The 25,667-nt window shown below is 65.0% G+C and carries 22 protein-coding genes; 14 read left to right on the forward strand and 8 right to left on the reverse strand.

Features of this window, described 5'->3' with window-relative positions; translation table 11 throughout:
* Positions 1-61 precede the first annotated feature (61 nt).
* From U5A67_RS08415 to U5A67_RS08440, 6 genes are all read right to left on the reverse strand, one after another.
* The gene (locus U5A67_RS08415; RefSeq protein WP_027815760.1) at positions 62-931 is read right to left on the reverse strand and encodes an acyl-ACP desaturase; all 870 of its coding nucleotides are present in this window, start codon (positions 929-931) and stop codon (positions 62-64) included.
* 545 nt (positions 932-1,476) lie between these two features.
* Positions 1,477-2,706, reverse strand: a complete 1,230-nt coding sequence (locus U5A67_RS08420) for a patatin-like phospholipase family protein (protein ID WP_205984123.1) — start codon at positions 2,704-2,706, stop codon at positions 1,477-1,479.
* An 84-nt stretch (positions 2,707-2,790) separates the two neighbouring features.
* The gene (locus U5A67_RS08425) at positions 2,791-3,570 is read right to left on the reverse strand and encodes a PhaM family polyhydroxyalkanoate granule multifunctional regulatory protein (RefSeq protein WP_321813706.1); all 780 of its coding nucleotides are present in this window, start codon (positions 3,568-3,570) and stop codon (positions 2,791-2,793) included.
* A 175-nt stretch (positions 3,571-3,745) separates the two neighbouring features.
* Complete coding sequence (locus U5A67_RS08430) at positions 3,746-4,570, reverse strand: enoyl-CoA hydratase/isomerase family protein (RefSeq protein WP_205984125.1); 825 nt, start codon at positions 4,568-4,570, stop codon at positions 3,746-3,748.
* Positions 4,571-4,603: 33 nt separating this feature from the next.
* Entirely contained in the window at positions 4,604-5,803 is a 1,200-nt protein-coding gene (locus U5A67_RS08435; RefSeq protein WP_321813707.1) for an ABC transporter substrate-binding protein, read from the reverse strand.
* A 196-nt stretch (positions 5,804-5,999) separates the two neighbouring features.
* The gene (locus U5A67_RS08440) at positions 6,000-6,992 is read right to left on the reverse strand and encodes a fumarylacetoacetate hydrolase family protein (RefSeq protein ID WP_321813708.1); all 993 of its coding nucleotides are present in this window, start codon (positions 6,990-6,992) and stop codon (positions 6,000-6,002) included.
* 130 nt (positions 6,993-7,122) lie between these two features.
* Between U5A67_RS08440 and U5A67_RS08445 the strand changes: the two genes are divergently transcribed.
* The 9 genes from U5A67_RS08445 to U5A67_RS08485 all read left to right on the forward strand — a co-directional run bounded on the left by U5A67_RS08445 (position 7,123) and on the right by U5A67_RS08485 (position 17,430).
* Positions 7,123-8,031, forward strand: coding sequence for an IclR family transcriptional regulator (locus U5A67_RS08445; protein WP_321813709.1), 909 nt, complete (start codon positions 7,123-7,125; stop codon positions 8,029-8,031).
* A gap of 122 nt (positions 8,032-8,153) precedes the next feature.
* Complete coding sequence (locus tag U5A67_RS08450) at positions 8,154-9,488, forward strand: DUF3108 domain-containing protein (protein WP_321813710.1); 1,335 nt, start codon at positions 8,154-8,156, stop codon at positions 9,486-9,488.
* A gap of 347 nt (positions 9,489-9,835) precedes the next feature.
* On the forward strand, positions 9,836-10,645 hold the full coding sequence (locus tag U5A67_RS08455; RefSeq protein ID WP_205984130.1) for an alpha/beta fold hydrolase: 810 nt from the start codon (positions 9,836-9,838) through the stop codon (positions 10,643-10,645).
* A gap of 262 nt (positions 10,646-10,907) precedes the next feature.
* Positions 10,908-11,165: a DUF3567 domain-containing protein gene (locus tag U5A67_RS08460; RefSeq protein WP_205984131.1), complete on the forward strand. Its 258-nt coding sequence runs from the start codon at positions 10,908-10,910 to the stop codon at positions 11,163-11,165.
* A gap of 297 nt (positions 11,166-11,462) precedes the next feature.
* The gene (locus U5A67_RS08465) at positions 11,463-12,557 is read left to right on the forward strand and encodes a homocysteine S-methyltransferase family protein (protein WP_205984132.1); all 1,095 of its coding nucleotides are present in this window, start codon (positions 11,463-11,465) and stop codon (positions 12,555-12,557) included.
* Between the two features lie 131 nt (positions 12,558-12,688).
* Positions 12,689-13,795, forward strand: coding sequence for an AAA family ATPase (locus tag U5A67_RS08470; RefSeq protein ID WP_415767797.1), 1,107 nt, complete (start codon positions 12,689-12,691; stop codon positions 13,793-13,795).
* A 6-nt stretch (positions 13,796-13,801) separates the two neighbouring features.
* The gene (locus tag U5A67_RS08475) at positions 13,802-14,203 is read left to right on the forward strand and encodes a DUF4276 family protein (protein ID WP_321813880.1); all 402 of its coding nucleotides are present in this window, start codon (positions 13,802-13,804) and stop codon (positions 14,201-14,203) included.
* A 13-nt stretch (positions 14,204-14,216) separates the two neighbouring features.
* Positions 14,217-16,934: a methionine synthase gene (gene metH / locus U5A67_RS08480; RefSeq protein WP_205984135.1), complete on the forward strand. Its 2,718-nt coding sequence runs from the start codon at positions 14,217-14,219 to the stop codon at positions 16,932-16,934.
* 280 nt (positions 16,935-17,214) lie between these two features.
* Positions 17,215-17,430, forward strand: a complete 216-nt coding sequence (locus U5A67_RS08485) for an acid-shock protein (protein ID WP_205984136.1) — start codon at positions 17,215-17,217, stop codon at positions 17,428-17,430.
* 111 nt (positions 17,431-17,541) lie between these two features.
* Here the strand turns inward: U5A67_RS08485 and U5A67_RS08490 are convergent, their stop codons facing one another.
* Positions 17,542-17,868, reverse strand: coding sequence for a DUF1840 domain-containing protein (locus U5A67_RS08490; RefSeq protein ID WP_205984137.1), 327 nt, complete (start codon positions 17,866-17,868; stop codon positions 17,542-17,544).
* Positions 17,869-18,211: 343 nt separating this feature from the next.
* Between U5A67_RS08490 and argS the strand changes: the two genes are divergently transcribed.
* The 5 genes from argS (at position 18,212) to U5A67_RS08515 (ending at position 24,446) form a co-directional block, all read left to right on the forward strand.
* On the forward strand, positions 18,212-19,996 hold the full coding sequence (argS, locus tag U5A67_RS08495; protein ID WP_321813712.1) for an arginine--tRNA ligase: 1,785 nt from the start codon (positions 18,212-18,214) through the stop codon (positions 19,994-19,996).
* A gap of 122 nt (positions 19,997-20,118) precedes the next feature.
* Positions 20,119-21,024, forward strand: a complete 906-nt coding sequence (locus U5A67_RS08500; RefSeq protein WP_321813713.1) for an SPOR domain-containing protein — start codon at positions 20,119-20,121, stop codon at positions 21,022-21,024.
* 120 nt (positions 21,025-21,144) lie between these two features.
* Positions 21,145-21,798, forward strand: coding sequence for a thiol:disulfide interchange protein DsbA/DsbL (locus tag U5A67_RS08505; protein ID WP_205984140.1), 654 nt, complete (start codon positions 21,145-21,147; stop codon positions 21,796-21,798).
* Positions 21,799-21,812: 14 nt separating this feature from the next.
* Positions 21,813-22,586, forward strand: coding sequence for an SDR family oxidoreductase (locus tag U5A67_RS08510; protein WP_205984141.1), 774 nt, complete (start codon positions 21,813-21,815; stop codon positions 22,584-22,586).
* Between the two features lie 252 nt (positions 22,587-22,838).
* Positions 22,839-24,446, forward strand: a complete 1,608-nt coding sequence (locus tag U5A67_RS08515; protein WP_321813714.1) for an ABC transporter substrate-binding protein — start codon at positions 22,839-22,841, stop codon at positions 24,444-24,446.
* 81 nt (positions 24,447-24,527) lie between these two features.
* Here U5A67_RS08515 and U5A67_RS08520 read toward each other — a convergent pair whose 3' ends face one another.
* Positions 24,528-25,667, reverse strand: a complete 1,140-nt coding sequence (locus U5A67_RS08520; RefSeq protein ID WP_321813715.1) for a hypothetical protein — start codon at positions 25,665-25,667, stop codon at positions 24,528-24,530.

Raw genomic sequence — 25,667 nt, forward strand, 5'->3', positions numbered from 1 at the left:
CGCTGATGCGTACCGGGCCGCTTTCAATGGCTTGCCGCGGGATTCCGCGTCATTCAACCGCTCAGGCCGGCTGCTGCGTGCCTTGTTCGGCCTGCAGGCGCTGCACGACTTCCTTGCGGTAACGGTTCAGTTCCTGAGCCGTGCTGAAGGTGCGTTCGAACAGGATCGACAGGTTGTGCAGAATGCGCTCGACCACCTTCTTTTCCCAGCCGTCGTCGAAGCGGATCTGTTCGTCGAGCCAGCGCTCGAGCCATTCCGGGTCCGGCAGGCGCGACTGGATGGTGTCGCGCGGGAACAGCGCCTGGTTCACGTGCAGGTTGGTCGGGTGCAGCGGCTTTTCGGTGCGGCGCGCCGAAGCCATCAGCACGCCGATCTTCGCGAATGCCGCACGTGCGACGTCGCCGGCGTTGTTGAGCGCCTTCTTCATGTAGCGCAGATAAGCGCCGCCATGACGGGCTTCGTCGCGCGAGATGGTTTCGTAGATGGCCTTGATGACCGGCTCGGTGTGCCATTCGGCGGCACGGCGATACCAGTGGTTCAGGCGGATTTCGCCGCAGAAGTGCAGCATCAGCGTTTCCAGCGGCGGCGCCGGGTCGAACGTGAAGCGCACGGCGTGCAGCTCTTCTTCGGTCGGCACCATTTCCGGCTTGAAGCGGCGCAGGTATTCCATCAGCACGAGCGAATGCTTCTGCTCTTCGAAGAACCAGACGCTCATGAACGCGGAGAAGTCGCTGTCATGATGGTTGTCACGCAGGAACATTTCCGTGGCCGGCAGCGCCGACCATTCGGTGATCGCGTTCATCTTGATGGTCGCGGCCTGCTCGTCGGTCAGGAGCGAGCCGTCGAACTTGTCCCAGGGAATGTCTTTTTCCATGTCCCAACGGACCGATTCGAGCGATTTGTAAAGTTCCGGATAAAGCATCGTGTTCATAGTCCCGCCCCTGTTCTGCGCATGACGACTTCGTAGCGTGCTGCCCGCTGGCCCGTGCCCTCACGCGGCCGGCAGGCGAAAAGCATTTAATTTTACGCGGTAACCGGCCCTCTGGACGCAATTGCACCTGCGCTAAACAGATTACTTCCTGTCGAGCGACAATCCGCCGTGCCGGTATGGAAGGCGCCGTGATGGGTTCTGGGTAGCTGCACCGTGCCTCGAACCCGGCTGCCGGATAATCCGCGGGAGCCAACCGCGCCGTCTGCCCGCCCCGCCCGCGTGGCGCGCGACGGACCCGACGGTCCCGCCCAGTCCGGACTTGCCCGACCGGCATCACCCGGCTCTACTGCGACAGTTTGTCGCAGTACGGCACCCTCGCTGGCCCCGCCCCTGCCTTGGGCCGCCGCGACATAACGCGCGCGCTGGCTCGCTTGACCGAAGACCGACGGGGAACGTCTCGAGGCACAGATCGGCATGCGCAAAAAACGACCTGACGCCCATAAGACGGTCGGAAAAACCTTACACGATGATAGCACGGCGATCTTTCAGTTCCGGGGCACCAGCGGGCGCTCCGGCGCCGCGCCCGCACGCGAGTCCGACAATGTTTTGAGCCACATCAAAAGAACCTCGCTTTTCGCTTGCGTGTCGCGATATCCAAGCTCGATCAGCTCTTCGGTGAAAGCCCGCTCGAACAGCAGATAGCTCGCAAATGCCGCGCCCGACGCGCGATTGCCGCCCATCGCGCCCAGCATCATGCGCACCGATCGCGGCAGTTGCCGCAGATGGCGTGCCGCGATCAGCTCGATGCGCTCGCTCGGGCCAATCGCCAGCACGTCGATATGCCGCCAGCCGCTCTCCGGCTCGATCGTGTGCGGCAGATGCTCGACCATGCGGTTGACGTGCTCGATACGCTCGATATCGGCGCCGATCGCGTCGAAAAACACGCTCGCGAGCACTTGCTGGCCGACCTGCGCGAGCGTCGGGTACGCGTTGAGATCGGCATCGGGGCGCGTGGCGGAGGCGGCCACTTCGGGCGCGCTCGCGCTCGCGCCGATCACGACGATGCGCTCGGCGCCGAAGTGGATCGCGGGCGACAGCGGCGCGATCTGCCGGATCGAACCATCGCCGAAATACTCGTGGCGGCCGTCGAGTTCGAGCCGCACGGCGGGAAACACATAAGGAATGGCCGCCGATGCGAGCAGATGCGCGGGCGTCAGTTCGACCATGCGCGCGGTGCGCTGGGCGCGCCGCCAGGCGCGAATCGGCTCGCTCGCCTGATAAAAAGTGAGATGACGTCCCGAGGAATAGCTGAGCGCCGTTACCGCGAGCGCGTGCAGCACGCGCCGGTCGAGCATCTGCTCGATGCGGCGAAAGTCCAGCGTGCGGGCGAGGAAGTGCGCAAGCGGCGCATTGTCGAACAGCGTGCGAGGCGTGCGCGGCGCGGCGATGCCGAAAGTGGCCCAGCCGAACGCCAGCGCGCCGAGCCAGCGCGCGCCCGCCGCCGCGATGCCGGGCCAGTCGGTGCGATAGACCTGATCGGCGGACAGATGCGCCCAGACATCGACGAGACGCTGGGCGCCGGTGAGGAACTGATCGGCGTGACTGGCGATGGAGGTGGCGTTGATCGCGCCCGCCGACGTGCCGCAGATCACGGTGAAAGGCATCGCGCGCCGCGCGGGATCGGCCTGCGCGGCGAGTTCCGCGAGCGCACGCAACGCGCCGGCCTGGTAAGCCGCGCGTGCGCCGCCGCCCATCATCACGAGCGCAAGCCGCATTGCCGACGCTCCCCGTCTTGATCGCTGCTGTTATGCGCCTGCGGTCACATACGATTCGCCCGCTTTGATACGCGGGCTGCCGCGTTACTCCGGCCGCGCAGGCGCTTTCTTCGTGCTGCGCGCGGTCGTCTTGCTGGCCGTTGCACCGCTGGCGCTGCTGCTGCGCTTCGCCGCCGGTTTCGCGCGCGCCGATGCGGACTCAGCACCAGCCGCGCCCGATGCACCCGTTGCGCCCGTTGCCGCCGCCGAAGCATCGGCTGCCGCCTGAGCCGCGGCCTGCGCGGCTTGCGCCGCCGCTGCGGGCTGCGCCATCGCAAACTGCGCAAGCTGGTTGAACTGCGATTGCAGCAGATTCCACCAGCCCGACGCGTCGAAACCTGCCTGCGCGCCAGCCTCGTCGCCTTCGTTAGCCTGCGCGCTCTCGCCCGCAAATGCCGCAGATCCCGGCGCAGCCGAAACCGACGATGCCGCCCCACGCGCCGGCGCTTCGTGCGCAGGCGGCGGGCTCATCTGCGATTGCGCGAACGCGCCGAAGGCACGCAGCGTCGAAAGCGTCGCGCGCTGCACTTCCAGCGCCTGGATCGCCGACTGCAGCATGCTCAGATTGAGCTTGAGCCACTGTTCGACGGCGCGCAGATCGGTGATGCGCTTGTCGAGTTCTTCGATATTGGTGAGCGGCGTCATCATGTCAGACATCATCGACAGCGACGGCCCGAGGCCTTGCGCCGCGCCCGGCTCGCTGCCGGGGAACGCGCTGCCGAACGGCGTGAGGCGCATCATCCCCCACATGCGGTCGAGCATTTCGGCGGGCGGAAAACCGGGAAAGCCCGGGAACGGCGGCATTGCACCTGCTGAATCGGTCATGCGAATCTCCCTCGCAAAACAATCAGTGTTGAATACGCGTGGCGCAATCAAGGCGTCTATAAGCTTCGATAAACGCGCGCGCACGCATCGTTTCGATCATACCGCGCGCCGAATCTGAACTCAGCCCCGGCGCGTTGAGAATGCAACTCGGGCATGCCGTTTCAGGCCGCGCGACTCAAAACGGATCGCCGCCCGGAAAATCCGGCGCGCGACGCTCGCGCAGCGACTTCACGCCTTCATGCACATCCGGCCCGGAAAAGCCCATGAATTCCAGCGCCAGCGACGCATCGAATGTCGGCCCCGCCTGACGCAGCCAGTTGTTGAGCGCGTACTTGGTCCAGCGCAGCGCCGTCTGCGAACCGTTCGCCAGGCGTTTGGCCACTTCGAAAGCCTTGGGCAGCAGATCGGTTTCATCGACGGCCAGCGACACGAGGCCGATGCGCTCCGCCTCCTCGCCGCTCACCGGCTCGCACAGCAGCAGGTAGTACTTCGCCTTCGCCATGCCGCACAACAGCGGCCAGACGATCGCCGCATGATCGCCCGCCGCCACGCCCAGCCGCGTATGACCGTCGATGATGCGCGCCGTTTTCGCGGCGATCGAAATATCGGCGAGCAGACCGGCGACGAGTCCCGCGCCCACGGCCGGCCCGTGCATCGCCGAAACAATCGGCTTGCTGCAGTTGATGACGTTGTAGACGAGGTCGCGCGCCTCGCGCCAGACGCGTGCGCGCACGTCGAAATGCTGCGCCATGTCCTCGACGAGCGCGAGATCGCCGCCCGCCGAAAAGCCCTTGCCCTCGCCGCGAATCACCGCAACGCGCGCATCGGGATCGCGGTCCACGTCGCGCCAGATTTCCGCGAGTTCGCGATGCATGTTGGCATCGGCAGTGGCGAGCGCGCTCTTGTTGGCGCCCTCGCCGCTCATCACGATCTCGACGATGCCGTGTTCGTGGCGCCGCACGCGCAGGGCGTGATAACGGGCGTAGTAGGGATCGTTCATGGGCGCTGTCTCCTTTCTTTCCATAATGCGCATTCAATGCGGCTGATAAACCCACTTGCCGTCGCGGATCTCGACCATCACGCGCGCACGCGCATCGAGGCCCAGATGGTCCGTGGCGCTCATATTGATGATGCCGTTGGTCGTGTGCAGGCCGCGTGTCGCTTCGAGGGCGTCGCGCAGCGCGCGCCGAAACGCGCTCGTGCCCGGCGCCGCGCTCTTGAGCGCGACCGGCACCGCGCTGCCGAGCAGCAGCCCCGCATCCCACGTATAAGCGCCGAACGCGGACACGGAACCCGCGCCGTAACGTGCTTCGTACCGCGAAATATAGTCGAGCGCGAGACGCCGTTCCGGGCGATCGTCAGGCAGTTGCGCAGCGACCAGCACGGGGCTCGCGGGCAGGAACGTGCCGTTGCAATCGGCGCCGCACACGCGCAGGAAATCGCGATTACCCACGCCATGATTGTGATAGACGAGGCCCTTGTAGCCGCGCTCCTTGAGCGCCTTCGGCGGCAGCGCGGCGGGCGTGCCGGCCGCGCCCACCACCACCGCATCGGGCTGCGCGGCGACGATCTTCAGCACCTGCCCCGTCACGCTCGGGTCCGTGCGGTTAAAGCGCTCGTTCGCAACGATCCTGATATCGCGCGCCTGCGCGGCCTTCGCGACTTCGGCGTAAAACGTTTCGCCCAGCGCGTCGGCCTGACCGATATAGGCGATCGTTTTGACCTTGTGCGCGCTGGCGTGCTCGACGATGGCGCCGGCCATCATCGCGTCGGTTTGCGGCGTCTTGAACATCCAGTGGCGCTTGTCGTCGACCGGCTCGATGATTTTCGCCGATGAAGCCAGCGAGATCGCGGGCGTCTCGCCTTGCGCGATCACGTCGAGCATCGCCAGCGTGTTGGGCGTGATCGAGGAACCGACTACGGCATCGACGTTTTCTTCGTCGATCAGCTTTTTCGTGTCCTGCACGGCCTGCGTGGTATCGGACGCATCGTCGAGCACGATGTACTGCACCTGCTGGCCGGCGATCTGCGTGGGCATCATCGCCACGGTGTCGCGCGCCGGCATGCCCAGCGACGCGGCCGGCCCGGTCAGCGAAAGCACGAGGCCGATCTTGATCTGCGCCAAGGCAAGCGTGGGAACGAATAATGCGGAAAGCGAAGCCAACAAGCAAGCGAAAAGCGTGACTGCGGCGCGGCGTTGCGGGCAACGTCGGCGCGTGCGAGAGGACTGCATGGTGTCTCCCTTTCGTTTGGGGCGAGCGTATTCTGCGTACGGCTTCGAAGGCGTGGCAGCGCCGCTTTTCAACGACGCGCCCCGCGCGTTTGCCAGTGTAGCCGCACATCGGCAGTGCGGCATCCGGCGAAACCCCTTTTTTGCGGCCTGGTGAGCGGCCTGATTGTGTGGATTACTGCGCGACCGACTGCGCGGATTACTGCGCGTCCGACAGCGCCGACACGCCCTGATCGATCGCACCGAAAATCGACTGACCGGCCGGGTCGAGCATCTCGATCTTCACGCTGTCACCGAACTTCATGAACTCCGTGCGCGGCTCGCCGTGCTCGATCGTCTCGAGGCAGCGTTTCTCGGCGATACAGCAATAGCCGCGCTTCGCGTCCTTGTTCGACACCGTGCCCGAACCGACGATCGCGCCCGCATGCAGATTGCGCGTTTTCGCCGCGTGCGCGATCAACTGGCCGAAGTGGAACACCATGTCCGTGCCCGCGTCCGGCTGGCCGACCTTCTTGCCGTTCCAGTAGACCAGCATCGGCAGATGCACGCGGCCTTCGCGCCAGTGCTCGCCCAGTTCGTCGGGCGTGACGACGACCGGCGAAAACGATGTCGCCGGCTTGCTCTGGAAGAAGCCGAAACCCTTGGCCAGTTCGGCGGGAATCAGGTTGCGCAGCGACACATCGTTGGCCAGCGCGACCAGTCGCACGGCCTTGAGCGCTTCGTCGGCGCTCGCGCCCATCGGCACGTCGCCGGTAATGACGGCCACTTCGGCCTCGAAATCGATACCGAACGCTTCCGATGCGCACACGATGTCGTCGGTTGCGCCGATGAAGTCGTCGCTACCGCCCTGGTACATGAGCGGATCGGTCCAGAACTCGGGCGGCATTTCCGCGCCGCGCGCGCGTCGCACGAGTTCGACGTGGTTCACGTAGGCCGAGCCGTCGGCCCACTGATAGGCGCGCGGCAGCGGCGCCATGCAATCGCGCGCGTCGAAGCTGAACGTGTTGCGCGCGCGGCCGTGATTGAGCGCGTCGTAGAGGTCGATCAGTTGCGGCGCGTAGAAGCGCCAGTCGTCGAGCACGCGTTGCAGCGTGGGCGCGATCGCATCGGCGATGGCGGCGCTGCGCAGGTCGCGGGAAACGACGATCAGCTGGCCGTCGCGGGTACCGTCCTTGAGCGTGGCGAGTTTCATGGAATGAGGCGTGGATGACGATAGAGGAAATGTATTCTACGATGGTGAATCGGCGCGACCCAAGGGAAGCGGCGCGCCATCCCGAACCTGCCGATCCGAACGCTCGCCGATCGCTCTCTCCACGCTCTTTATGCCGCCGTCCAACCGCACTGCTTCATCGTCCCCTTCCGCCGCTGAATCCATCGACGAAACCGTGGATATCGACGATTCGAACGGACCGAATGAGCCGAACGAACCGAACGATAGCGGCGAAGAAAAGCTGCGCTCGGGCATCCAGTCGATCGAAGTGGGCTTTCGCCTGCTCGACGTGCTCACCCACGAACCGCGCGCCATGATGCTGCGCGATCTCGCACAGCGCGCGGGCATGAGCCCGGCCAAAGCGCACCGCTATCTGGTGAGCTTTCTGCGTCTGGGCATGGTGGCGCAGGACCCTGTGTCGGGGCGCTACGAACTGGGCGGCTTCGCGCTGCAACTGGGTCTTGCGCGCCTCGCGCGCGTGGACGGCGTGAAGCTGGCGCGCATCGCGCTGGCTGAACTGCGCGATGGGCTCGACATCACCGTGGGCATCGCCGTGTGGGGCAACCAGGGGCCGACGGTCGTGCACTGGATGGAATCGAGCCATCCGGCCAAGGCTTCGCTCAAACTCGGCGACGTCATGCCGATGCTCAGTTCCGCGACCGGCCTGCTGTTCGCCGCTTACCTGCCGCGCAGCAAGACCGCGCCGATGATCGAGCGCGAACTGGCCAGCGCGCAGCATTACGCGTGGGGTTCGACGCCGCGCACCGCCGAAGCGCTCGAAGACACGCTCGCCGAGGTTCGCAAGCATGGCTCGGCGCGCGTCGAAGGCATGCTGCTGCCGACCATCCACGCGTTCTGCACGCCGGTGTTCGACGCGAGCGGCGATCTCGCGCTGGGTCTGATCGCGCTCGGGCATGAAGGCGCGTTCGACAGCGACTGGCACGGCAGCGTCGATACGGCCTTGCGCGAGTGCGCGCAAAAGCTTTCGTACGAATTGGGGTACAGCCCTGTGGCGCGCTGACGATCGCGTTGGTGCGTTGGTGCGTTGGTACGTTGATGCGCCGCGCTTCTGCAAGGGTAAGGCGCGCCGTGTCACAGTAGCGTTTATCCGCGATCCGGCCCGAAGGCCTCAGACCGAACCCGATGTCCACTTCCACCGCCGATAGAAACGCTTCCACTACGCCGCGCCGCCCGCGCGCCTGGCGCTGGCTGGCCGTGTTCGTCGCGGTGACGCTGCTGCACTGGCTCGCGGCCGAATGGTTCGAGCGCCATCACGGCCCGCAGCAGCCGGTCGCGCCCAGACACGTGCCCGTGCAGATACGTTTGCTCACGCCCGAGCGCATCGAGCAGCAGGCGAAGCCCGCCGCACCCGCTGCGAAACCCGCCGAAAAACCGGCCGCGCCCGCGCGCCCCAAACGCGCGCCGAGTCCGCCGCATACGCTTGAAGCGATCACGCCGCCCGTGGCGCATCCGAAGGTTGCCGCGGCACCCGAAGAGGCGGCATCGGCGCCTGAAGCGCCGGACGCGGCGGCATCGGCGGGAGCCAGCGGCGCCTCGCAGGCGGCCGCGCCCGGCAACGGCAGCACGCCGGCAGCTCCGGCCGCCCAGGTTTCGCACGGCGTCAAATTCCAGGTGCCGCCGTCGGGCGAACTCAAATACGACACCTTCTTCAACGGCGCGCGTAACGAACCCGGCACGATTCACTGGAAAAGCGACGGCCAGCACTACGAGATGGTGGTATCGATTCCGCTGCCTTTCGTCGGCACATTCAGCTGGACGAGCCGTGGTCACGTCGATGCGTTCGGGCTCGCGCCGGATCAGTACATCGAAAAGCGCGGCCGCCGTCCCGCCGATTTCACCGTCTTCAATCGCAACGACAAGCAGATCGTTTTCACGCGCACGCCGAATTCGCTCGCGCTGCCCGACGGCGCGCAGGACCGCTTCAGCATGGTCATGCAGCTCGCGAGCCTCGTGCGCGGCGACCCCGACACCTACAAGCCGGGCGTGACGCGCGAGTTCTATGTCGCCGATAACGACAGCGGCGAGACCTGGCCCATCACCACCATCGGCGATGAAACCGTGCGCACGGATCAAGGCTTCGTGAGCGCGCGCCATTTCATGCGCCTGCCGCGCCACGACGGCGACAAACGGCGTATCGACGTGTGGCTCGCACCGTCGCTGGGCTGGCTGCCGGTACGTCTCGTGCAGACCGAGCCGAACGGCACGGAAGTGGAACTGCTCTGGCACGGCGCGTTGAGTGTGCCGAAGGTGTCGGGTGCCTCCGACGATGCGTCGAATGACATGACGAATCGGCCTGCATCGGCGCCGATGGCCGCGAGCGCGAGCGTGAGCGCCCCCGCGCAAACCGCCGAACCGTCCGCCGCTCAACCTGCGCCCGAGCCCGTACCCGAGCCCGCACCCGAAACCGCGCCGGAACCCCTGCCCGCACCGCCCGCCGACGCACCGATGCACCCATAAGCGCCCTGCCGCACACAGGCGCGCAACGAATGCGCGTGCGAGCCAACAAAACGGCCATTCAGACCGCACGTTTGCGCGAAATAGCGCATACTGAAAATCATCGAAGCGCCCTGTATCCAGGTTGCATCCGGCCTGAATCGAATGCGCGCGCGGCACGAGACGAGCACAAAAAAGAACAGAGGAAAGCGTTCGCAGGAGGCTCGAGCCACGCACCGCACCGGACACCCCGGCTGCACAAAATACCGGCCCTGCGCCTTTCAGGCGCGCGGCTTGCGACAACCGCACGACGTCCACGCAGCACCTCGCAACCAGCCTGACTCCCGACCGTACCGGCCAAGGAGGAACGCATGCAAGCGACTGTCAATGGCATCGATACGCGCTACGTCTTCGAAGACCGCAGCGGCGGCCCCGCGCTGACCTTCATTCATCAGCTCGGTGGCGACCTTACCGTGTGGGACACGCTCGCCGGACATTTCCGGCATCGTTTTCGCGTCCTGCGTTACGACGTGCGCGGACACGGCGCGAGCGCCGTGTCGACCAGCGCGTTCGGCTTCAAGGAACTCGCCGCCGATCTTTCCGCCCTGCTCGATGCAAAAGACATCGAAAAGACGCATATCGTCGGCATGTCGATGGGCGGCATGATCGCGCAGCAGTTCGCGCTCGATCACGCGCGTCATGCCAGCACGGCGGGCTCGCGCGTGCTCTCGCTCACGCTTTGCGACACCGCCAGCCGCACCTCGCCCGACGCGCGCGAGACATGGAACGAACGCGCCGCGCTTGTGCGCCGCGAAGGCACGGCCGCGCTCGCCGACGTGACGATGGCGCGCTGGTTCACACCGGACTTCCGTCGCACGAATCGCGATACCGTCGCGCAAACCTGCGACGTGTTATTACGGACACCTGCCGAAGGCTACGCGCGCGCCTGCGAAGCGCTGCGCGACTTCGACGTTCACGAACGACTCGCGCAGTTGCGCGTGCCGACGCTTGCCGTGGCAGGACGACTCGACAGCGGCACGCCGCCCGCGCTCACCGAAGCCATGGCGAACGCCATCCCGGAAGCACGTTTCGAAACGCTCGATGCAGCACATCTGGCCCCGGTAGAAGAATCGCATGGGTTTGCGGCTCTGCTCGAAACGTTTCTGCGCCAGCGGGTCTAAAGCTTGCAGCAGGAATTGCACTGAAATATGCATCGGATTTGCGCCAGAAACTGCATCCGGAACGCGACGGAATCCGTAGTACCCCAGGCAGCACCGAAGAGCAGCACGAGCAAGGCACCAGGCAACAGAAGGGCAATAAAGGGCAATAAAGGGAGAGCAGTCCGAAAAAGAGGTGATGCGGGACCCACCCCTTGAATTCCAGATCGAACGCTCCATTTATCGACATGAGCAGTGAGGGAGCACAGGAAAAAGGAGTGTCGCCATGCAGATGATCTACAACAGTCCCAACTATTGCGTTGTCGAGTTTCCCCCGCAGGACGGTCACGTCGCCATGCGCTCTGGAGGCTACGAAATCGTCGACAAAAATGCGCGGCGTGAACTGTTTATCGACGGCGTGATGGCGGCACGTTTTCGCGAAGACGTGCAGAAGCTGATGGATGAAGAGCAGTCGCTCGACGAGGTGGACGAATTCCTCGGACAGTTCGACAGCCTCATGCAGCAACCCGTTGTGCTGCATTGATACGTGGCGGCAAGCGCAGGACGGCTCCGCTCCCGCAGTTCCACCTGTCGGTCAACCAGTCATACCCACTGTCGTCCAATCTGCCGTAGAACACGCGCCGCCGGCACCCCTGGCGGCGCCCCCGCTCAGGAAACCCCGCCCGGTCCCGCGCCGCGCGGGGTTTTCTTTTTCCGGGCGGACGGCAAACCCGGCGCGCCGGGTGACGCCGCTACAACGCCGACGCCAGCGCCCGGCCCCTGCTGCGGATACAATATTGGGTTTCCCAGCTCGACCGGCGCTTAAGCCCGCCCATCATCCATGAACCAGCCCGCCGAACACGCTACGCGCCCAGTTGGAACGTCCTCTGGAGCCACGCCGTACACGCGCGCAGCCTCGCTGCCCGCGCTGCTTGCCTCGCGCATCGTGATCCTCGACGGGGCGATGGGCACGATGATCCAGCGCTACAAGCTCGACGAAGCCGCCTATCGGGGCAAAGGCGGCGTCGAACGCTTCAAGGATTACCCGCGCGACATCAAGGGCAACAACGAACTGCTCTCGCTCACGCAGCCGCAGATCATCAGCGAAATTCACGAGCAGTATCTGGCCGCCGGCGCGGACATCATCGAAACCAACACGTTCGGCGCGACCACGGTGGCGCAGGACGACTACGGCATGGGCGAACTCGCCATCGAGATGAACATCGAATCGGCGAAGCTCGCGCGCGCCGCATGCGACAAGTACTCGACGCCGGACAAGCCGCGCTTCGCCGCCGGCGCGATCGGCCCGACGCCGAAGACCGCCAGCATCTCGCCCGACGTGAACGACCCGGGCGCGCGCAACGTGAGCTTCGAGGAACTGCGCCGCGCCTACTACGAGCAGGCCAAGGCGCTGATGGACGGCGGCTGCGACCTGTTCCTCGTCGAGACGATCTTCGACACGCTCAACGCCAAGGCCGCGCTGTTTGCGCTCGACCAGTTGTTCGAGGACACCGGCGAGAACCTGCCGATCATGATCTCGGGCACCGTCACGGACGCCTCGGGCCGCATTCTCTCGGGCCAGACCGTCGAGGCGTTCTGGAACTCGCTGCGTCACGCGAAGCCGCTCACCTTCGGCCTGAACTGCGCGCTGGGCGCGGCGCTGATGCGCCCGTATATCGCCGAACTCGCGAAGCTCTGCGATACCTACGTGTCCTGCTATCCGAACGCCGGCCTGCCGAACCCGATGAGCGATACCGGCTTCGACGAAACGCCTGCGGATACCTCCGCGCTGCTCAAGGAATTCGCTTCGGCGGGTCTCGTGAACGTCGCCGGCGGCTGCTGCGGCACGACGCCCGAGCACATCGCCGCAATCGCGAAGGCGCTCGCCGAAATCAAGCCGCGCCGCTGGCCCGGGCAGTATCGCGACGCTGCCTGAGCTGACAGCGATGTCTGAGTGAACGTTGGCCATTCGGCCAGATGACGTGAGTTCGGGCATCGCACAAACTGGCATGCAAACCACTGCGCAAGGAGTCTGCTGTGTTGCATGCCGTAACGGGAAATCAGAACATGCCTGCCATCAGCAAGCTCACCATCGCCGGATACAAGTCGATACGCGAATTGCGCGAGTTCGAGCTCCGCGATCTGAACGTGCTGATTGGCGCCAATGGCTCCGGCAAGTCGAACTTCATCAGCTTTTTCCGGATGTTGGCGGAGATGTATGGGCAGCGGTTCCGGGTTTATGTCGGCAAGCAGGGGGGCGCTGATTTCATCCTGCGCTACGGACGGAAAACGACCCGTCAGGCGAGCGGGGAAATCGAATTCAGCGACGACTTCGGCCGTTACGACTTCACGCTCGACAGCAACAAGGAAAACGGACTGGTTTTCGCACAGGAAGGTGTCCAGTTTCCAGGCTCGCAGCGCATGCCGCTCGTCAGCCCCAGCGTCTACGAATCGGCGCTTCCCGAGCTTCGAAAAATCGTGCAGGACAAAGGCTGCGAATTCGACGACATGGCGCGGACGATCCCGCCAATCGACCGTATTCGTGTCTACCACTTCCACGACACCAGTGACCTGGCAACGGTCAAGCAGATCCACGCGAGGAACGACAACCTGCGCCTGAAAAACGACGCGGCCAACCTCGCGCCGTTCCTGCGCATGCTGCGCGAACAGTACGAAGGCCATTACCGTGCGATCGTCGAATCGATCCGCCTGGTTGCGCCCTTCTTCGACGACTTCGTTTATCGCGAAGGCAACCCCGCGACGGTCGAACTCGAATGGACCGAAAGGGGCAATCCTGATGCCTCGTTCAATGCGCACATCCTGTCCGACGGCACGCTGCGCTTCATCTGCCTCGCCACGCTGCTGCAACAGCCCGTCGAGCTGATGCCGCCCGTCATCCTGCTCGACGAACCGGAACTCGGCCTGCATCCGTTTGCGATCAACATTCTCGCCGACCTGCTGGAACTGGCCGCAGAGCAGGTGCAGTTGATTGTGGCGACGCAGTCAGTGCCCTTGCTCAGTTGCCTCAAACCCGAAGACATCGTCGTTGTCGACCGGCAGGACAATGCCTCGACGTTCAGGCGCCTCGACGAAGCAGAACTGGGTACCTGGCTGGAAAACTATTCGCTCGGCGAACTGTGGGAAATGAACGTGCTCGGCGGGAGACCTGCGTAATGGTGAATCTCGTCATTCTCGGCGAAGGTCAAACCGAGGAAGTCTTCGTTCGCGAAGTGCTGGCGCCCGAACTGGCGGCGCGAACGCTTTATCCCGCACGTCCAGCCGCACGAATTCGAAGCGCTGCTGTTCAGCGACGTACGCCACATCAGCGCGACTCGTCCCGAGTGGGCGCAGTATTGCAGCGATCTCAAGCGCGTGCGCGAAGAATACGAAAATCCCGAGCACATCAACGACTCGCCAACGACCGCGCCGTCGAAGCGACTCATGAATCTGCTCAAACCGTCATACAAGAAAACAACGCACGGCCCGGTCATCGCCAAACGCATTGGACTGGCCACCATCCGCGCGGCCTGTCCGCATTTCGGCCAATGGTTCGACAAACTGACCGCCCTGCAACCCCTTTGATCGCCCAACGACCATGACTGACCATACCCTGCGCCTCAGCGGCCTCGAACCCTTCAACGTCACCGACGGCACGCTCTTCATCAACGTCGGCGAGCGTACCAACGTGACCGGCTCGAAGGCGTTCGCGCGCATGATTCTCAACGGCCAGTTCGACGAGGCGCTGGCCGTCGCGCGCCAGCAGGTCGAAAACGGCGCGCAGATCATCGACGTCAACATGGACGAGGCGATGCTCGACTCCAAGGCGGCGATGGTGCGCTTCATGAATCTGATCGCCTCCGAGCCGGACATCGCGCGCGTGCCGATCATGATCGACTCGTCGAAGTGGGATGTGATCGAAGCGGGCCTGCAGTGCGTGCAGGGCAAGGCGATCGTCAATTCGATCTCGCTCAAGGAAGGTAAAGAGCCGTTCATCCATCACGCGAAGCTGATCCGCCGTTATGGCGCGGCGGCCGTCGTGATGGCTTTCGACGAAACCGGCCAGGCCGACACCTTCCAGCGCAAGACCGAGATCTGCAAACGCTCGTACGACGTGCTGGTGAACGAAGTCGGCTTCGCGCCCGAAGACATCATTTTCGATCCGAATATCTTCGCGGTCGCCACGGGTATCGAGGAGCACAACAACTACGCGGTGGACTTCATCGACGCCACGCGCTGGATCAAGCAGAACCTGCCGCACGCGAAGATCAGCGGCGGCGTGTCGAACGTGTCGTTCTCGTTCCGTGGCAACGACCCGGTGCGCGAGGCGATCCACACCGTATTCCTCTACCACGCCATCCAGGCGGGCATGGATATGGGCATCGTCAACGCCGGCCAGCTTGGCGTGTATGCCGATCTCGACGCCGAACTGCGCGAGCGCGTGGAAGACGTGGTGCTCAACCGCCGCGACGACGCCACCGACCGTCTGCTGGAAATCGCCGACAAGTTCAAGACCGGCGCGGCGAAGAAAGAAGAAAACCTCGAATGGCGCAACCAGCCGGTCGAGAAACGTCTGGCGCACGCGCTCGTGCACGGCATCACCAACTTCATCGTCGACGATACCGAAGAAGCGCGCGCGAAGATCATGGGTGACGGCGGCCGCCCGATCAACGTGATCGAAGGCCCGCTGATGGACGGCATGAACATCGTCGGCGACCTGTTCGGTCAGGGCAAGATGTTCCTGCCGCAGGTGGTGAAGTCGGCGCGCGTGATGAAGCAGGCGGTCGCGCATCTGATCCCGTTCATCGAGGAAGAAAAGCGTCTGCTGGCCGAATCGGGCGCGGACGTGCGCGCGAAGGGCAAGATCGTCATCGCCACCGTGAAGGGCGACGTGCACGACATCGGCAAGAACATCGTGTCGGTGGTGCTCCAGTGCAATAACTTCGAAGTGGTCAACATGGGCGTGATGGTCCCGTGCAACGAGATTCTCGCGAAGGCGAAGGTCGAAGGCGCGGACATCATCGGTCTGTCGGGCCTCATTACGCCGTCGCTCGAAGAGATGGCCTACGTGGCCAGCGAAATGCAGCGCGACGACTACTTCCGCGTGAAGAAGATTCCGCTCCTGATCGGCGGCGCGACCACCTCGCGCGTGCACACGGCCGTGAAGATCGCGCCGAACTACGAAGGCCCGGTTGTGTACGTGCCGGACGCGTCGCGTTCGGTGTCGGTGGCATCGAGCCTGCTGTCCGACGAAGGCGCGACGAAGTACATCGACGAACTCAAGAGCGATTACGAGCGCATTCGCGACCAGCACGCCAACAAGAAGGCGCTGCCGATGGTCACGCTCGAAGAGGCGCGCGCCAACAAGACGAAGATCGACTGGTCGGGCTTCGAACCCGTGAAGCCGAAGTTCATCGGCCGCCGCGTGTTCAAGAACTACGATCTGAACGATCTGGCGCAGTACATCGACTGGGGTCCGTTCTTCCAGACCTGGGATCTCGCCGGTCCGTATCCGCAGATTCTCAACGACGAGATCGTCGGCGAATCGGCGCGCAAGGTGTTTTCGGATGCGAAGTCGATGCTCTCGCGTCTGATCCAGGGCCGCTGGCTGCAGGCGAATGGCGTGATTTCGCTGTTGCCCGCCAACACCGTCAACGACGACGACATCGAGATCTACACCGACGATACGCGCACCGAAGTCGCCATGACCTGGCGCAATCTGCGCCAGCAGTCGGTGCGTCCGGTCGTGGATGGCGTGATGCGCCCGAACCGCTCGCTCGCCGACTTCATCGCGCCGAAGGATTCGGGCAAGGCCGATTACATCGGCATGTTCGCGGTCACGGCGGGCATTGGCGTCGACGTGAAGGAAGCGCAGTTCGAGAAGGATCACGACGACTACAGCGCGATCATGCTCAAGGCGCTGGCCGACCGCTTTGCGGAAGCCTTCGCCGAAGCCATGCACGCGCGCGTGCGCCGCGACCTCTGGGGCTACGCGGCCAGCGAAACGCTTGACAACGACGCGCTGATCGCCGAGAAGTACGCGGGCATCCGTCCGGCGCCGGGCTATCCGGCCTGCCCGGACCACCTCGTCAAGCGCGATATGTTCGACGTGCTGCAGGCGAACGAGATCGGCATGAGCGTGACCGAATCGCTGGCGATGCTGCCGGCGGCGAGCGTGTCGGGCTTCTACCTCGCGCACCCGGACAGCACGTATTTCTCGGTCGGCAAGATCGGCCAGGATCAGCTCGCCGATTTCGCGCAGCGCATGGCGCTGTCCGCCGACGACGCGCGCCGCGCGCTCGCGCCGCTGCTGTAACCCGTGCGGGCGCACTCGCGCCCGCGTTCACCCTGCTCCCGCTCCGTCGGGCCGTGCATCGTTGCAACGGCCCGACGCATCGACGCAACATTCCCGACATACGCCATCCGCTAGCCTGAATATTTCGCGCACGGAATTTTTCGGCTTTGTAAGATGGCCGCGCATCACCCAGAGCCGCACGCGGCGGCCCGCTCCGGCGCCGCGCCGGTTCTCATCAGCAAGTCCTTAAAAAGCCAGATCGAAGAGCAAACTCGAAGCAACCTCGACGGAGAACAATCGTATGAAGAAGCTGATGTTGATGTTGACCGCCTTCGGCGTCGCTGCGCTCGCGCAGCCGTCGTTCGCCCAGCCGGCCTCGGCGCCGCACGAGTCCAGCGCGGTGTCGTCGTATTCGGCGCCCACCGAAAAGCACGTGAAGAAGCCGAAGAAGAAAAAGGTCAAGAAGGGTGCCGCATCCGCCGCGCAACCGGCCGAGCCGATGGCAGCCAGCCAGTAAGCGCTAGCTGAAGCACGAAACGAAGTGCAAACTGGCCACGCCATGCAAAAGAGCCCGCAGACGATGCGGGCTCTTTGTTTTACTGCTGGCCGGTTTCAGTGGCGGCGCGCTTCAGACGCCCCACATGATGTCGTTGTCTTCTTTCTTCGCCGCGCGCAGCATGTCGAGGAACGGGAACGCGCGCTGGGCAAGACCCGGCGGCAGTTCATGCGGCTCGCGGCCTTCTTCGCCTTCGTGGAAATGGCCTTCGTGCTCGGCGCGATCTTTTTTATCCACGGCGATGGCCGATTCGAGCTTGCTGATGGCGGTGTCGAGTTCGTCGTGCATGATGACGCCGCGCTCGCCCAGCCGCTTGCCGATGATGCCGAGGAGATATTGAGCGAGGCTGTCGAGCATCAGCACGTCCGGCGACGCGTGGCATTTGAAAGTAACCAGCATGTCTGTTCCCTTTTGATTTTCTAAGATGAGCGCGTTCGAGCCGGACGCTCGCGCGGCCCGTGACCGCAGGCCTGCGCGCAACCGGCGAGCCCAATGCTGCAAGGAGCCGGGCGGCCGCGCTTGCCGGGCTTCTCATTTCACATATTAGCACCTGCTAAAATCCGTCTGAACGGAATTACCCGCAGGGCGCGGCACGCCCGCCCGTCAGGCCGCAGCGCCATCGCTGGCGCACGCCTCGCGCGCACGCAAAGCCCGCCCGCACCCGAATTCGACGGCAAGCGCCGCACCCGCGACCACGCGGCCGGCCCCGCACCCAACTACCCGCACAGGACCTGCAACAAGCATGCTGCCCGCACAGAAACACACCCTGGAGACTCTGCTCGCCGACGCCGTCGCCCAGGTGGCGAAGGCCACCGAAGGCGCCACCGAAGCCGCATTCGTCGTGCCCGCCATCGCGCTCGAGCGCCCGAAGGTCGCCGCGCACGGCGACGTCGCCTGCAACGTGGCGATGCAGCTCGCCAAGCCGCTGCGCGCCAACCCGCGCGCGCTGGCCCAGCAGATCGTCGATACCGTCAAGGCGCTGCCCGCCGCAGCCGGCCTGATCGCCGACGCCGAAGTCGCCGGTCCCGGCTTCATCAACCTGCGTCTGAGCGCCGAAGCCAAGCGCTCGGTCCTGAACGCCGTGTTCGCCGAAGGCGCCGCGTTCGGCCAGTCGCAGCGCGACGCCGGCAAGCACGTGCTGGTCGAGTTCGTGTCGGCCAACCCCACGGGTCCGCTGCACGTCGGTCACGGCCGCCAGGCCGCGCTCGGCGACGCCATCTCGAACGTGCTGGCTTCGCAGGGCTGGGGCGTGCACCGCGAGTTCTACTACAACGACGCGGGTGTGCAGATCGGCAACCTCGCCGTCTCCACGCAAGCGCGCGCCCGCGGCTTCAAACCCGGCGACGCCGAGTGGCCGGAAGCCGCCTACAACGGTGAATACATCGCCGACATCGCACGCGATTACCTCGCGGGCGAAACCGTCGCGGCCAAGGATGGCGAACCCGTCACCGGCGAGAAAGATCCCGAGAACCTCGAAGCGATCCGCCGCTTCGCCGTCGCGTATCTGCGCCACGAGCAGGATCTGGATCTGCAGGCCTTCGGCGTGAAGTTCGACCGCTACTACCTGGAATCGTCGCTGTACACGGAAGGCCGCGTCGAGAAGACCGTCGAGGCGCTGGTCGCTTCGGGCCAGACCTACGAGCAGGACGGCGCGCTGTGGCTCAAGACCACCGACTACGGCGACGACAAGGACCGCGTGATGCGCAAGTCCGACGGCACCTACACGTACTTCCTGCCGGACGTCGCCTACCACGTCACCAAGTGGGAACGCGGCTTCACCAAGGTCATCAACATCCAGGGCTCGGATCACCACGGCACCATCGCGCGCGTGCGCGCGGGCCTGCAGGCCATGGGCGTGGGCATTCCGAAGGGCTACCCCGACTACGTGCTGCACAAGATGGTCACCGTCATGCGCGACGGCCAGGAAGTGAAGATCTCCAAGCGCGCGGGCAGCTACGTGACGGTGCGCGACCTGATCGAATGGTCGGGCGGCGCGAATCCGGGCAGCGAAGTCGCGCCCGATCTGCTCGACGAAGCGACCATCCGCCGCGGCCGCGACGCCGTGCGCTTCTTCCTCATCTCGCGCAAGGCAGACACCGAATTCGTGTTCGACATCGACCTCGCGCTGAAGGAAAACGACGAAAACCCGGTGTACTACGTGCAGTACGCGCACGCCCGGATCTCGTCGATTCTCGGCGACTGGCAAGGCAAGCACGGCGGCAACCTCGCCGCACTGCCGACGGTCGATCTCTCGCCGCTGTCGAGCGAGCGCGCCCTCGCGCTCATCGCGAAACTCGCCGAATTCCCCGACATGCTCACGCATGCCGCCGCGGAACTCGCACCGCACGCGGTGGCCTTCTACCTGCGCGAACTCGCGGCTGAATTCCACTCGTTCTACAATGCCGAACGCGTTCTCGTGGACGATGCCGCCGTGCGCGATGCGCGCGTCGCGCTGCTCGCGGCCACGCGCCAGGTGCTGGCGAACGGCCTCGCCGTGATCGGCGTCTCGGCGCCCGAGCGCATGTAACTGGGCCAGCGGCTACGTCAGCCGGCCCGCGCGGCAGCCGTCGCGCGGGCGCTCCGTCCAACACGCATGACGACATGTTTGGGGCGTGCCCGCCTGGGCGCGCCATTCCGGAATACTCTTGTTTGCAGGTGATTCAGACGATGGCACAACCGATTGCAAAAGCGCGCCGCACGATAAAACCGCAGTCGAAACAGTCCGGGGGTACGTTTCTCGGCGTCGTGCTGGGCCTGATTGTCGGCCTTGCGATCGCCGTGGTGGTGGCGCTCTACATCACGCGCTCGCCCACGCCGTTCGTCTCGAAGGTCGCGCCGCCGGCCGCTTCCGACGCCAGCCAGAGCGAGCAGTTCGATCCGAATCGCCCGCTGCAGGGCAAGTCGCCGGGCCAGCCGGTCACGCCGCAAGCCGCACAGAGCACGCCGCCCAACACGGCGCCGGGCCAAACCACGAACCAGTCGCAGTCGTCGGGCATGCTCGACGAACCGCAGATCGTCGAAGTGCCGCCTTCGGGCAATGCGGGCAACACCGCGCCGGGCAATGCCGATAACGGCAACGCAGCCGCGAACAACGGCGTCGCGGTCGCACCGAAGCCCTCGACCGGCGACACCGGCACGACCATCGCGAAAAAGCCGCAGCCGCCGCAGCAGCAACAACCGTCGAGCCAGGCGAATCAGGCGCTCCAGCAGTTCGCCAACAATCAGCCGATCAAGACGCCGAACGCTGCCAACAACGCCGCGCCGGCCGCCAAGCCCGCGCAGCCGGGTTCGGCCGCACCGACGGCGGGCGACGCCAACACCGGCTACTTCCTGCAGGTGGGCGCGTACAAGACCTCGGGCGATGCCGAACAACAGCGCGCGCGCCTCGCGTTCCAGGGCTTCGAATCGAAGGTCACGCAGCGCGATGCAGGCGGCGTCACGTACTTCCGCGTGCGTATCGGGCCGTTCTCGAAATTCGACGACATGAACTCGACCCGTCAGCGTCTGTCAGATGCCGGGATCGATACCGCCGTCATCCGCTTCACGAAGCAGTAATCGCGAAGACCGGACGCCGCGCGCGTTCGACACAAATCTCAACATTCGCACGCCGCGCGCCTCGCGCCGGCGTGCAGCCTGGCCGGACGCCGCCGGCCCTGTTCACTGGAACAACACGCTATGAAACGCATTCTCGGAACGCTTCTGATCTCGCTCTCGATGCTCGCCGGTGCGGCGCACGCATCGTCGGCCGCACCCGTGGCCGGCAAGGAATACACGGTCCTCAAGCAGGCCCAGCCGCTCGACGTGCCCGCAGGCAAGATCGAAGTGATCGAATTCTTCTGGTACGGCTGCCCGCACTGCAACGCATTCGACCCGTTCCTCGAAAGCTGGATCGCCAAGCAAGGCCCGGATGTCGTGTTCAAGCGCGTGCCGGTCGCGTTCCGTGACGATTTCGTCCCGCATTCGAAGATGTACTACGCGCTCGATGCGCTGGGCCTCGCACAGAAGCTCACGCCGGCCGTGTTCCACGAAATCCACGTGAACAAGAACTACCTGCTCACGCCGGAAGACCAGGCCAAGTTCCTCGCGACGCAAGGCGTCGACGCCAAAAAGTACATGGACGCGTACAACTCGTTCTCGACGCAAAGCGCGCTGCAACGCGACAAGGGCATGCTCGACGCGTACAAGATCGACGGCGTGCCGACCATCGCGATCCAGGGCAAGTATGAAACCGGCCCGGCGCTGATGCAGGTTTCCGAAGACAAGGCCGAACCCGCCACGCTGCAGGTGATGGACTTCATCGTTTCGCAGATCCGCGCGAAGAAGATGTGAGCGCGCGCGCCGGTATGACTCAAGCCCTGAAGGTTTTCATCACCGGCGCGTCGAGCGGCATCGGCGCTGCCCTCGCCGCCGAGTACGTGCGGCGCGGCGCCATCCTCGGACTGGTCGCACGCCGCACGGAAGCGCTCGAAGCGTTTCGCGCGGCCCATCCGCAACATCCCATCTCGCTCTATAGCGCCGACGTGCGCGACGCCGAGGCGCTCGCCGCCGCGGCACTCGCCTTCGTGGCGGAACACGGCATGCCCGACGTGGTGATCGCCAATGCCGGCGTGAGCCGCGGCGCGCTCACCGGTCACGGCGAACTGTCGACGTTCCGCGACGTGATGGACACCAACTACTTCGGCATGGTCGCCACCTTCGAGCCGTTCGCGCAGGCGATGGCCGAAGCGAAGCGCGGCACGCTGGTCGGCATCGCGAGCGTGGCGGGCGTGCGCGGACTGCCGGGCTCGGGCGCGTACAGCGCGTCGAAGGCGGCGGCGTTCGCCTATCTCGAAGCGCTGCGCGTGGAAATGCGGCCGTTCAAGGTGCCGGTCGTGACGATCGCGCCCGGCTACATCCGCACGCCGATGACCGCGAAGAACCCGTACCGCATGCCCTTCCTGATGGACGCCGACCGCTTCGCGGCCCGCGCCGCCGACGCCATCGCGCGCGGCACCACTTTCGCGGTGTTTCCGTGGCCGATGCGGGTGGTCGCGAGCCTGCTCGGCGCCCTGCCGCGCTGGCTCTACGACCGCGCTTTCGAACGCGCGCCGCGCAAGCCGCGCACGGTCGAGCAGTAAAGTAGTTTTCACGCAGCGCGGCGCTTCTCATGCGCCGCGCATCGCTTTCAGGCCGTACGCTCCGCCTGAATCGCCCCGCCCCGATCGCACCCTATATGGGTATGCCGATTAAATTGTTGTCTGGGCAATTTCCCTTCGATAAGCTTTCCCGGATCGGGCCCCGTGCGCGGCACGCCGAAGCCGCCTGCGCGCAACCCGGCCCTTCGCAGTCACCTCTCGCCAAACCCGGCTAAACGGACCAACGGAGATCCCATGCGCTTCACCTCGCCCGCTCCCGTGCTCGCCGCTGCGCTTTGCGCGGCCCTCGCCTGCGCGGCCACGCCCGCGCTCGCGAAACCGCTCACGGTCTGCACGGAATCGAGCCCGGACGGCTTCGACGTCGTGCAGTTCAACTCGCTCGTGACGACCAACGCCTCCGCCGACGTGATCTTCAACTCGCTGGTGTCCTACGACGAAGCGCAGAAAAAAGTCGTGCCCGCCCTTGCGCAATCGTGGGACGTGAGCAGCGACGGCCTCACCTACACCTTCCATCTGCGCCCGAACGTGCAGTTCCAGACCACCGAATGGTTCAAGCCCACGCGCACGCTCAACGCCGACGACGTGGTCTTCACCTTCGAGCGCATGCTCGACGACAACAACCCGTGGCACAAGGTAGCGGGCGCAAGCGGCTTCCCGCACGCGCAGTCGATGGGCCTCGCGAAGTTCGTGAAGTCGGTCACGAAGGTCGATGCGAACACGATCAGGTTCGAGCTCAACGAGCCGAACGCCACCTTCCTGCCGATCCTCTCGATGGGCTTCGCGTCGATCTATTCGGCCGAATACGCAGATCAACTGCTCAAGGCGGGCAAGCAGGTCGATCTGAACGCCAAACCCGTGGGCACCGGCCCGTTCGCACTCAAGAGCTACACCAGGGACGCGGTGATCCGCTACGACGCGAACCCGAGCTACTGGGGGCCGAAGCCCAAGGTCGATCGCCTGATCTACGCGATCACGCCCGACGCTGCCGTGCGCGCGCAGAAGGTCAAGGCCGGCGAATGCCAGATTGCGCTCTCGCCCAAGCCGCAGGACGTCGCCGATGCCAAGACCGACAAGGCGCTCAAGGTCGTGCAGACGCCCGCTTTCATGACCGCTTTCGTCGCGCTCAACACGCAGAAGAAGCCGCTCGACAATCCGAAGGTGCGCCAGGCGCTGAACCTCGCGTTCGACCGCACGACGTATCTGAAGACGGTGTTCGACAACACCGCCACGCCCGCGACCAACCCGTGGCCGCCCACCACCTGGGGCTACGACAAGTCGATCCAGGCGTATCCGCATGACATCGCCAAAGCGAAGCAACTGCTCGCCGAAGCGGGCGTGCCCAACGGCTTCGCGACGACGATCTGGGTGCGCCCGAACGGCAGCGTGCTCAATCCGAACCCGCGCGCGGGCGCCGAACTGCTGCAGGCCGATTTCGCGAAAATCGGCGTGAAGGCGGAGATCAAGGTGATCGAATGGGGCGAGCTGATCAAGGAAGCCAAGCAGGGCCAGCACGACACGCTCTTCATGGGCTGGGCGGGCGATAACGGCGATCCGGACAACTATCTCTCGCCGCTCTTTAGCTGCAATGCCGTGCAATCGGGCATCAACTTCGCGCGCTTCTGCGATCCGCAACTCGACAAGCTGATCACCGAAGGCAAAGCGAGCGCCGATCAGGCGAAACGCACGAAGCTCTACGACGCCGCGCAGAAGATCATTCACGATCAGGCGCTGTGGATTCCGCTCGGCTATCCGACCGCTTCGGCCATCACGCGCACCAACGTGAGCGGCTATCAGGTCAGTCCGTTCGGCCGCCAGAACTTTGGCGCGGTGAGCGTGCAGTAATAAGAGCGCGTTGCGTTCGTTAGCGAAAAGGCCGGGACATGTCCCGGCTTTTTCATTGCTGCGCAGATGGGTGTGCGCGGCTCAACGCAGGACCGGCACGCCCTTCACGGCGCTGCGGATCGCATCGGCGGCCTGACGCCACCATGGCGTGCCCACGCGCCGGCGCGCGTCCCAGGCGTGATCGTGCAGCGCCACGGCGCGCCAGTGATCCGCGTGCGACTGGAAACGCGCCACGCCGAAACTATCGGGCGCTTCGAACAGATCGAAATACGCACGCCGATAATGCTCGACGAGCGTGGCTTCGTCGTAATACGTCTCCATCCAGCGGCGCGACGCCTGGCCGATCTCGTCGCGCAGCCGTTTGTCGCCCAGCAGCGAGCGCAGGACGGGCTCCGCGTCCTCCAGCCTCACATCGAGCCACGGCAGCTCCACGGCGCCCGTGAGCGCGCGCAATTGGGCCTGCACGCGCGCATCCAGATGGCCGACCACCGGCTTGCCCTGTGCCAGCGATTCGAGCCCGCTGAGGTGATAGTTGCCGGTCACGCATTCGTCGACAGCCAGCGCCGCGCGCTGCTTCAGGCGCAAGCATTCGTCATGCGGCGTGTTCACGATTGCGCGCACGCGGCACAGGCCCTTGCGTTCGAGACGGCGCAGCAGCGCCAGCGTCTGCGGCGCACCCTTGGTCTCCCAGCGTTTTTTCCAGGCGCTCGCGCCGCCGCTCGGCGCATAGACGACGATGGGCGGACCGTCATCGGCTTCCGGCGCGGGGCGATAGCGTTCGTCGTGCAGCGGCACGAGATTGGGCACCACGCGCGCGAACGGATAGTAGCGCTCGGGCCCCTGCGCGATCACGAGTTGCGGCACCGGGTCGGTGACGATGCGCGTGAGCAGTTCGCGATCGTGCTTCGCCCACAGCGCGGGCGCCGAGTGGTATTGGCGGATCAGCTTGCGCGTGCCGAAGCGGCGCGGCAGATCGGCGCCGAACGTTTCTTCGAAGGCGAAATGCTGATGCAGATGGATGACGTCGGCGGCGTCGATGGCCGCGAGCGCTTCGTCGCGCTGCGTGCGCCAGTCGATATCGACGGCAAAGGTGCGCGTGCCGTAAGCCTGCGTGTTGAAAACCACGTGGCGCGCTTCGATGTCCGTGTGCCGGTTGAGCGCCGCGACGATGTTGCCGGGACTGCCCGCCACCGGCGTATTCGAAAGATGAACGACTCGCAT

This window comes from Paraburkholderia sp. J69-1, from assembly GCF_905220255.1.
Lineage (GTDB): Bacteria > Pseudomonadota > Gammaproteobacteria > Burkholderiales > Burkholderiaceae > Paraburkholderia.

What these genes read in the sequence shown, in the direction of transcription:
- U5A67_RS08450 (WP_321813710.1), top strand. Translation starts at nt 8,154, where the DNA reads ATGTCCACTTCCACCGCCGATAGAAACGCTTCCACTACGCCGCGCCGC.
- U5A67_RS08415 (WP_027815760.1), bottom strand. Translation starts at nt 931, where the DNA reads ATGAACACGATGCTTTATCCGGAACTTTACAAATCGCTCGAATCGGTC.
- U5A67_RS08440 (WP_321813708.1), bottom strand. Translation starts at nt 6,992, where the DNA reads ATGAAACTCGCCACGCTCAAGGACGGTACCCGCGACGGCCAGCTGATC.
- U5A67_RS08425 (WP_321813706.1), bottom strand. Translation starts at nt 3,570, where the DNA reads ATGACCGATTCAGCAGGTGCAATGCCGCCGTTCCCGGGCTTTCCCGGT.
- U5A67_RS08485 (WP_205984136.1), top strand. Translation starts at nt 17,215, where the DNA reads ATGAAGAAGCTGATGTTGATGTTGACCGCCTTCGGCGTCGCTGCGCTC.
- U5A67_RS08430 (WP_205984125.1), bottom strand. Translation starts at nt 4,570, where the DNA reads ATGAACGATCCCTACTACGCCCGTTATCACGCCCTGCGCGTGCGGCGC.
- U5A67_RS08445 (WP_321813709.1), top strand. Translation starts at nt 7,123, where the DNA reads ATGCCGCCGTCCAACCGCACTGCTTCATCGTCCCCTTCCGCCGCTGAA.
- U5A67_RS08470 (WP_415767797.1), top strand. Translation starts at nt 12,689, where the DNA reads ATGCCTGCCATCAGCAAGCTCACCATCGCCGGATACAAGTCGATACGC.
- U5A67_RS08490 (WP_205984137.1), bottom strand. Translation starts at nt 17,868, where the DNA reads ATGCTGGTTACTTTCAAATGCCACGCGTCGCCGGACGTGCTGATGCTC.
- U5A67_RS08520 (WP_321813715.1), bottom strand. Translation starts at nt 25,667, where the DNA reads ATGCGAGTCGTTCATCTTTCGAATACGCCGGTGGCGGGCAGTCCCGGC.
- U5A67_RS08455 (WP_205984130.1), top strand. Translation starts at nt 9,836, where the DNA reads ATGCAAGCGACTGTCAATGGCATCGATACGCGCTACGTCTTCGAAGAC.
- argS (WP_321813712.1), top strand. Translation starts at nt 18,212, where the DNA reads ATGCTGCCCGCACAGAAACACACCCTGGAGACTCTGCTCGCCGACGCC.
- U5A67_RS08465 (WP_205984132.1), top strand. Translation starts at nt 11,463, where the DNA reads ATGAACCAGCCCGCCGAACACGCTACGCGCCCAGTTGGAACGTCCTCT.
- U5A67_RS08420 (WP_205984123.1), bottom strand. Translation starts at nt 2,706, where the DNA reads ATGCGGCTTGCGCTCGTGATGATGGGCGGCGGCGCACGCGCGGCTTAC.
- metH (WP_205984135.1), top strand. Translation starts at nt 14,217, where the DNA reads ATGACTGACCATACCCTGCGCCTCAGCGGCCTCGAACCCTTCAACGTC.
- U5A67_RS08510 (WP_205984141.1), top strand. Translation starts at nt 21,813, where the DNA reads ATGACTCAAGCCCTGAAGGTTTTCATCACCGGCGCGTCGAGCGGCATC.
- U5A67_RS08505 (WP_205984140.1), top strand. Translation starts at nt 21,145, where the DNA reads ATGAAACGCATTCTCGGAACGCTTCTGATCTCGCTCTCGATGCTCGCC.
- U5A67_RS08435 (WP_321813707.1), bottom strand. Translation starts at nt 5,803, where the DNA reads ATGCAGTCCTCTCGCACGCGCCGACGTTGCCCGCAACGCCGCGCCGCA.
- U5A67_RS08460 (WP_205984131.1), top strand. Translation starts at nt 10,908, where the DNA reads ATGCAGATGATCTACAACAGTCCCAACTATTGCGTTGTCGAGTTTCCC.
- U5A67_RS08515 (WP_321813714.1), top strand. Translation starts at nt 22,839, where the DNA reads ATGCGCTTCACCTCGCCCGCTCCCGTGCTCGCCGCTGCGCTTTGCGCG.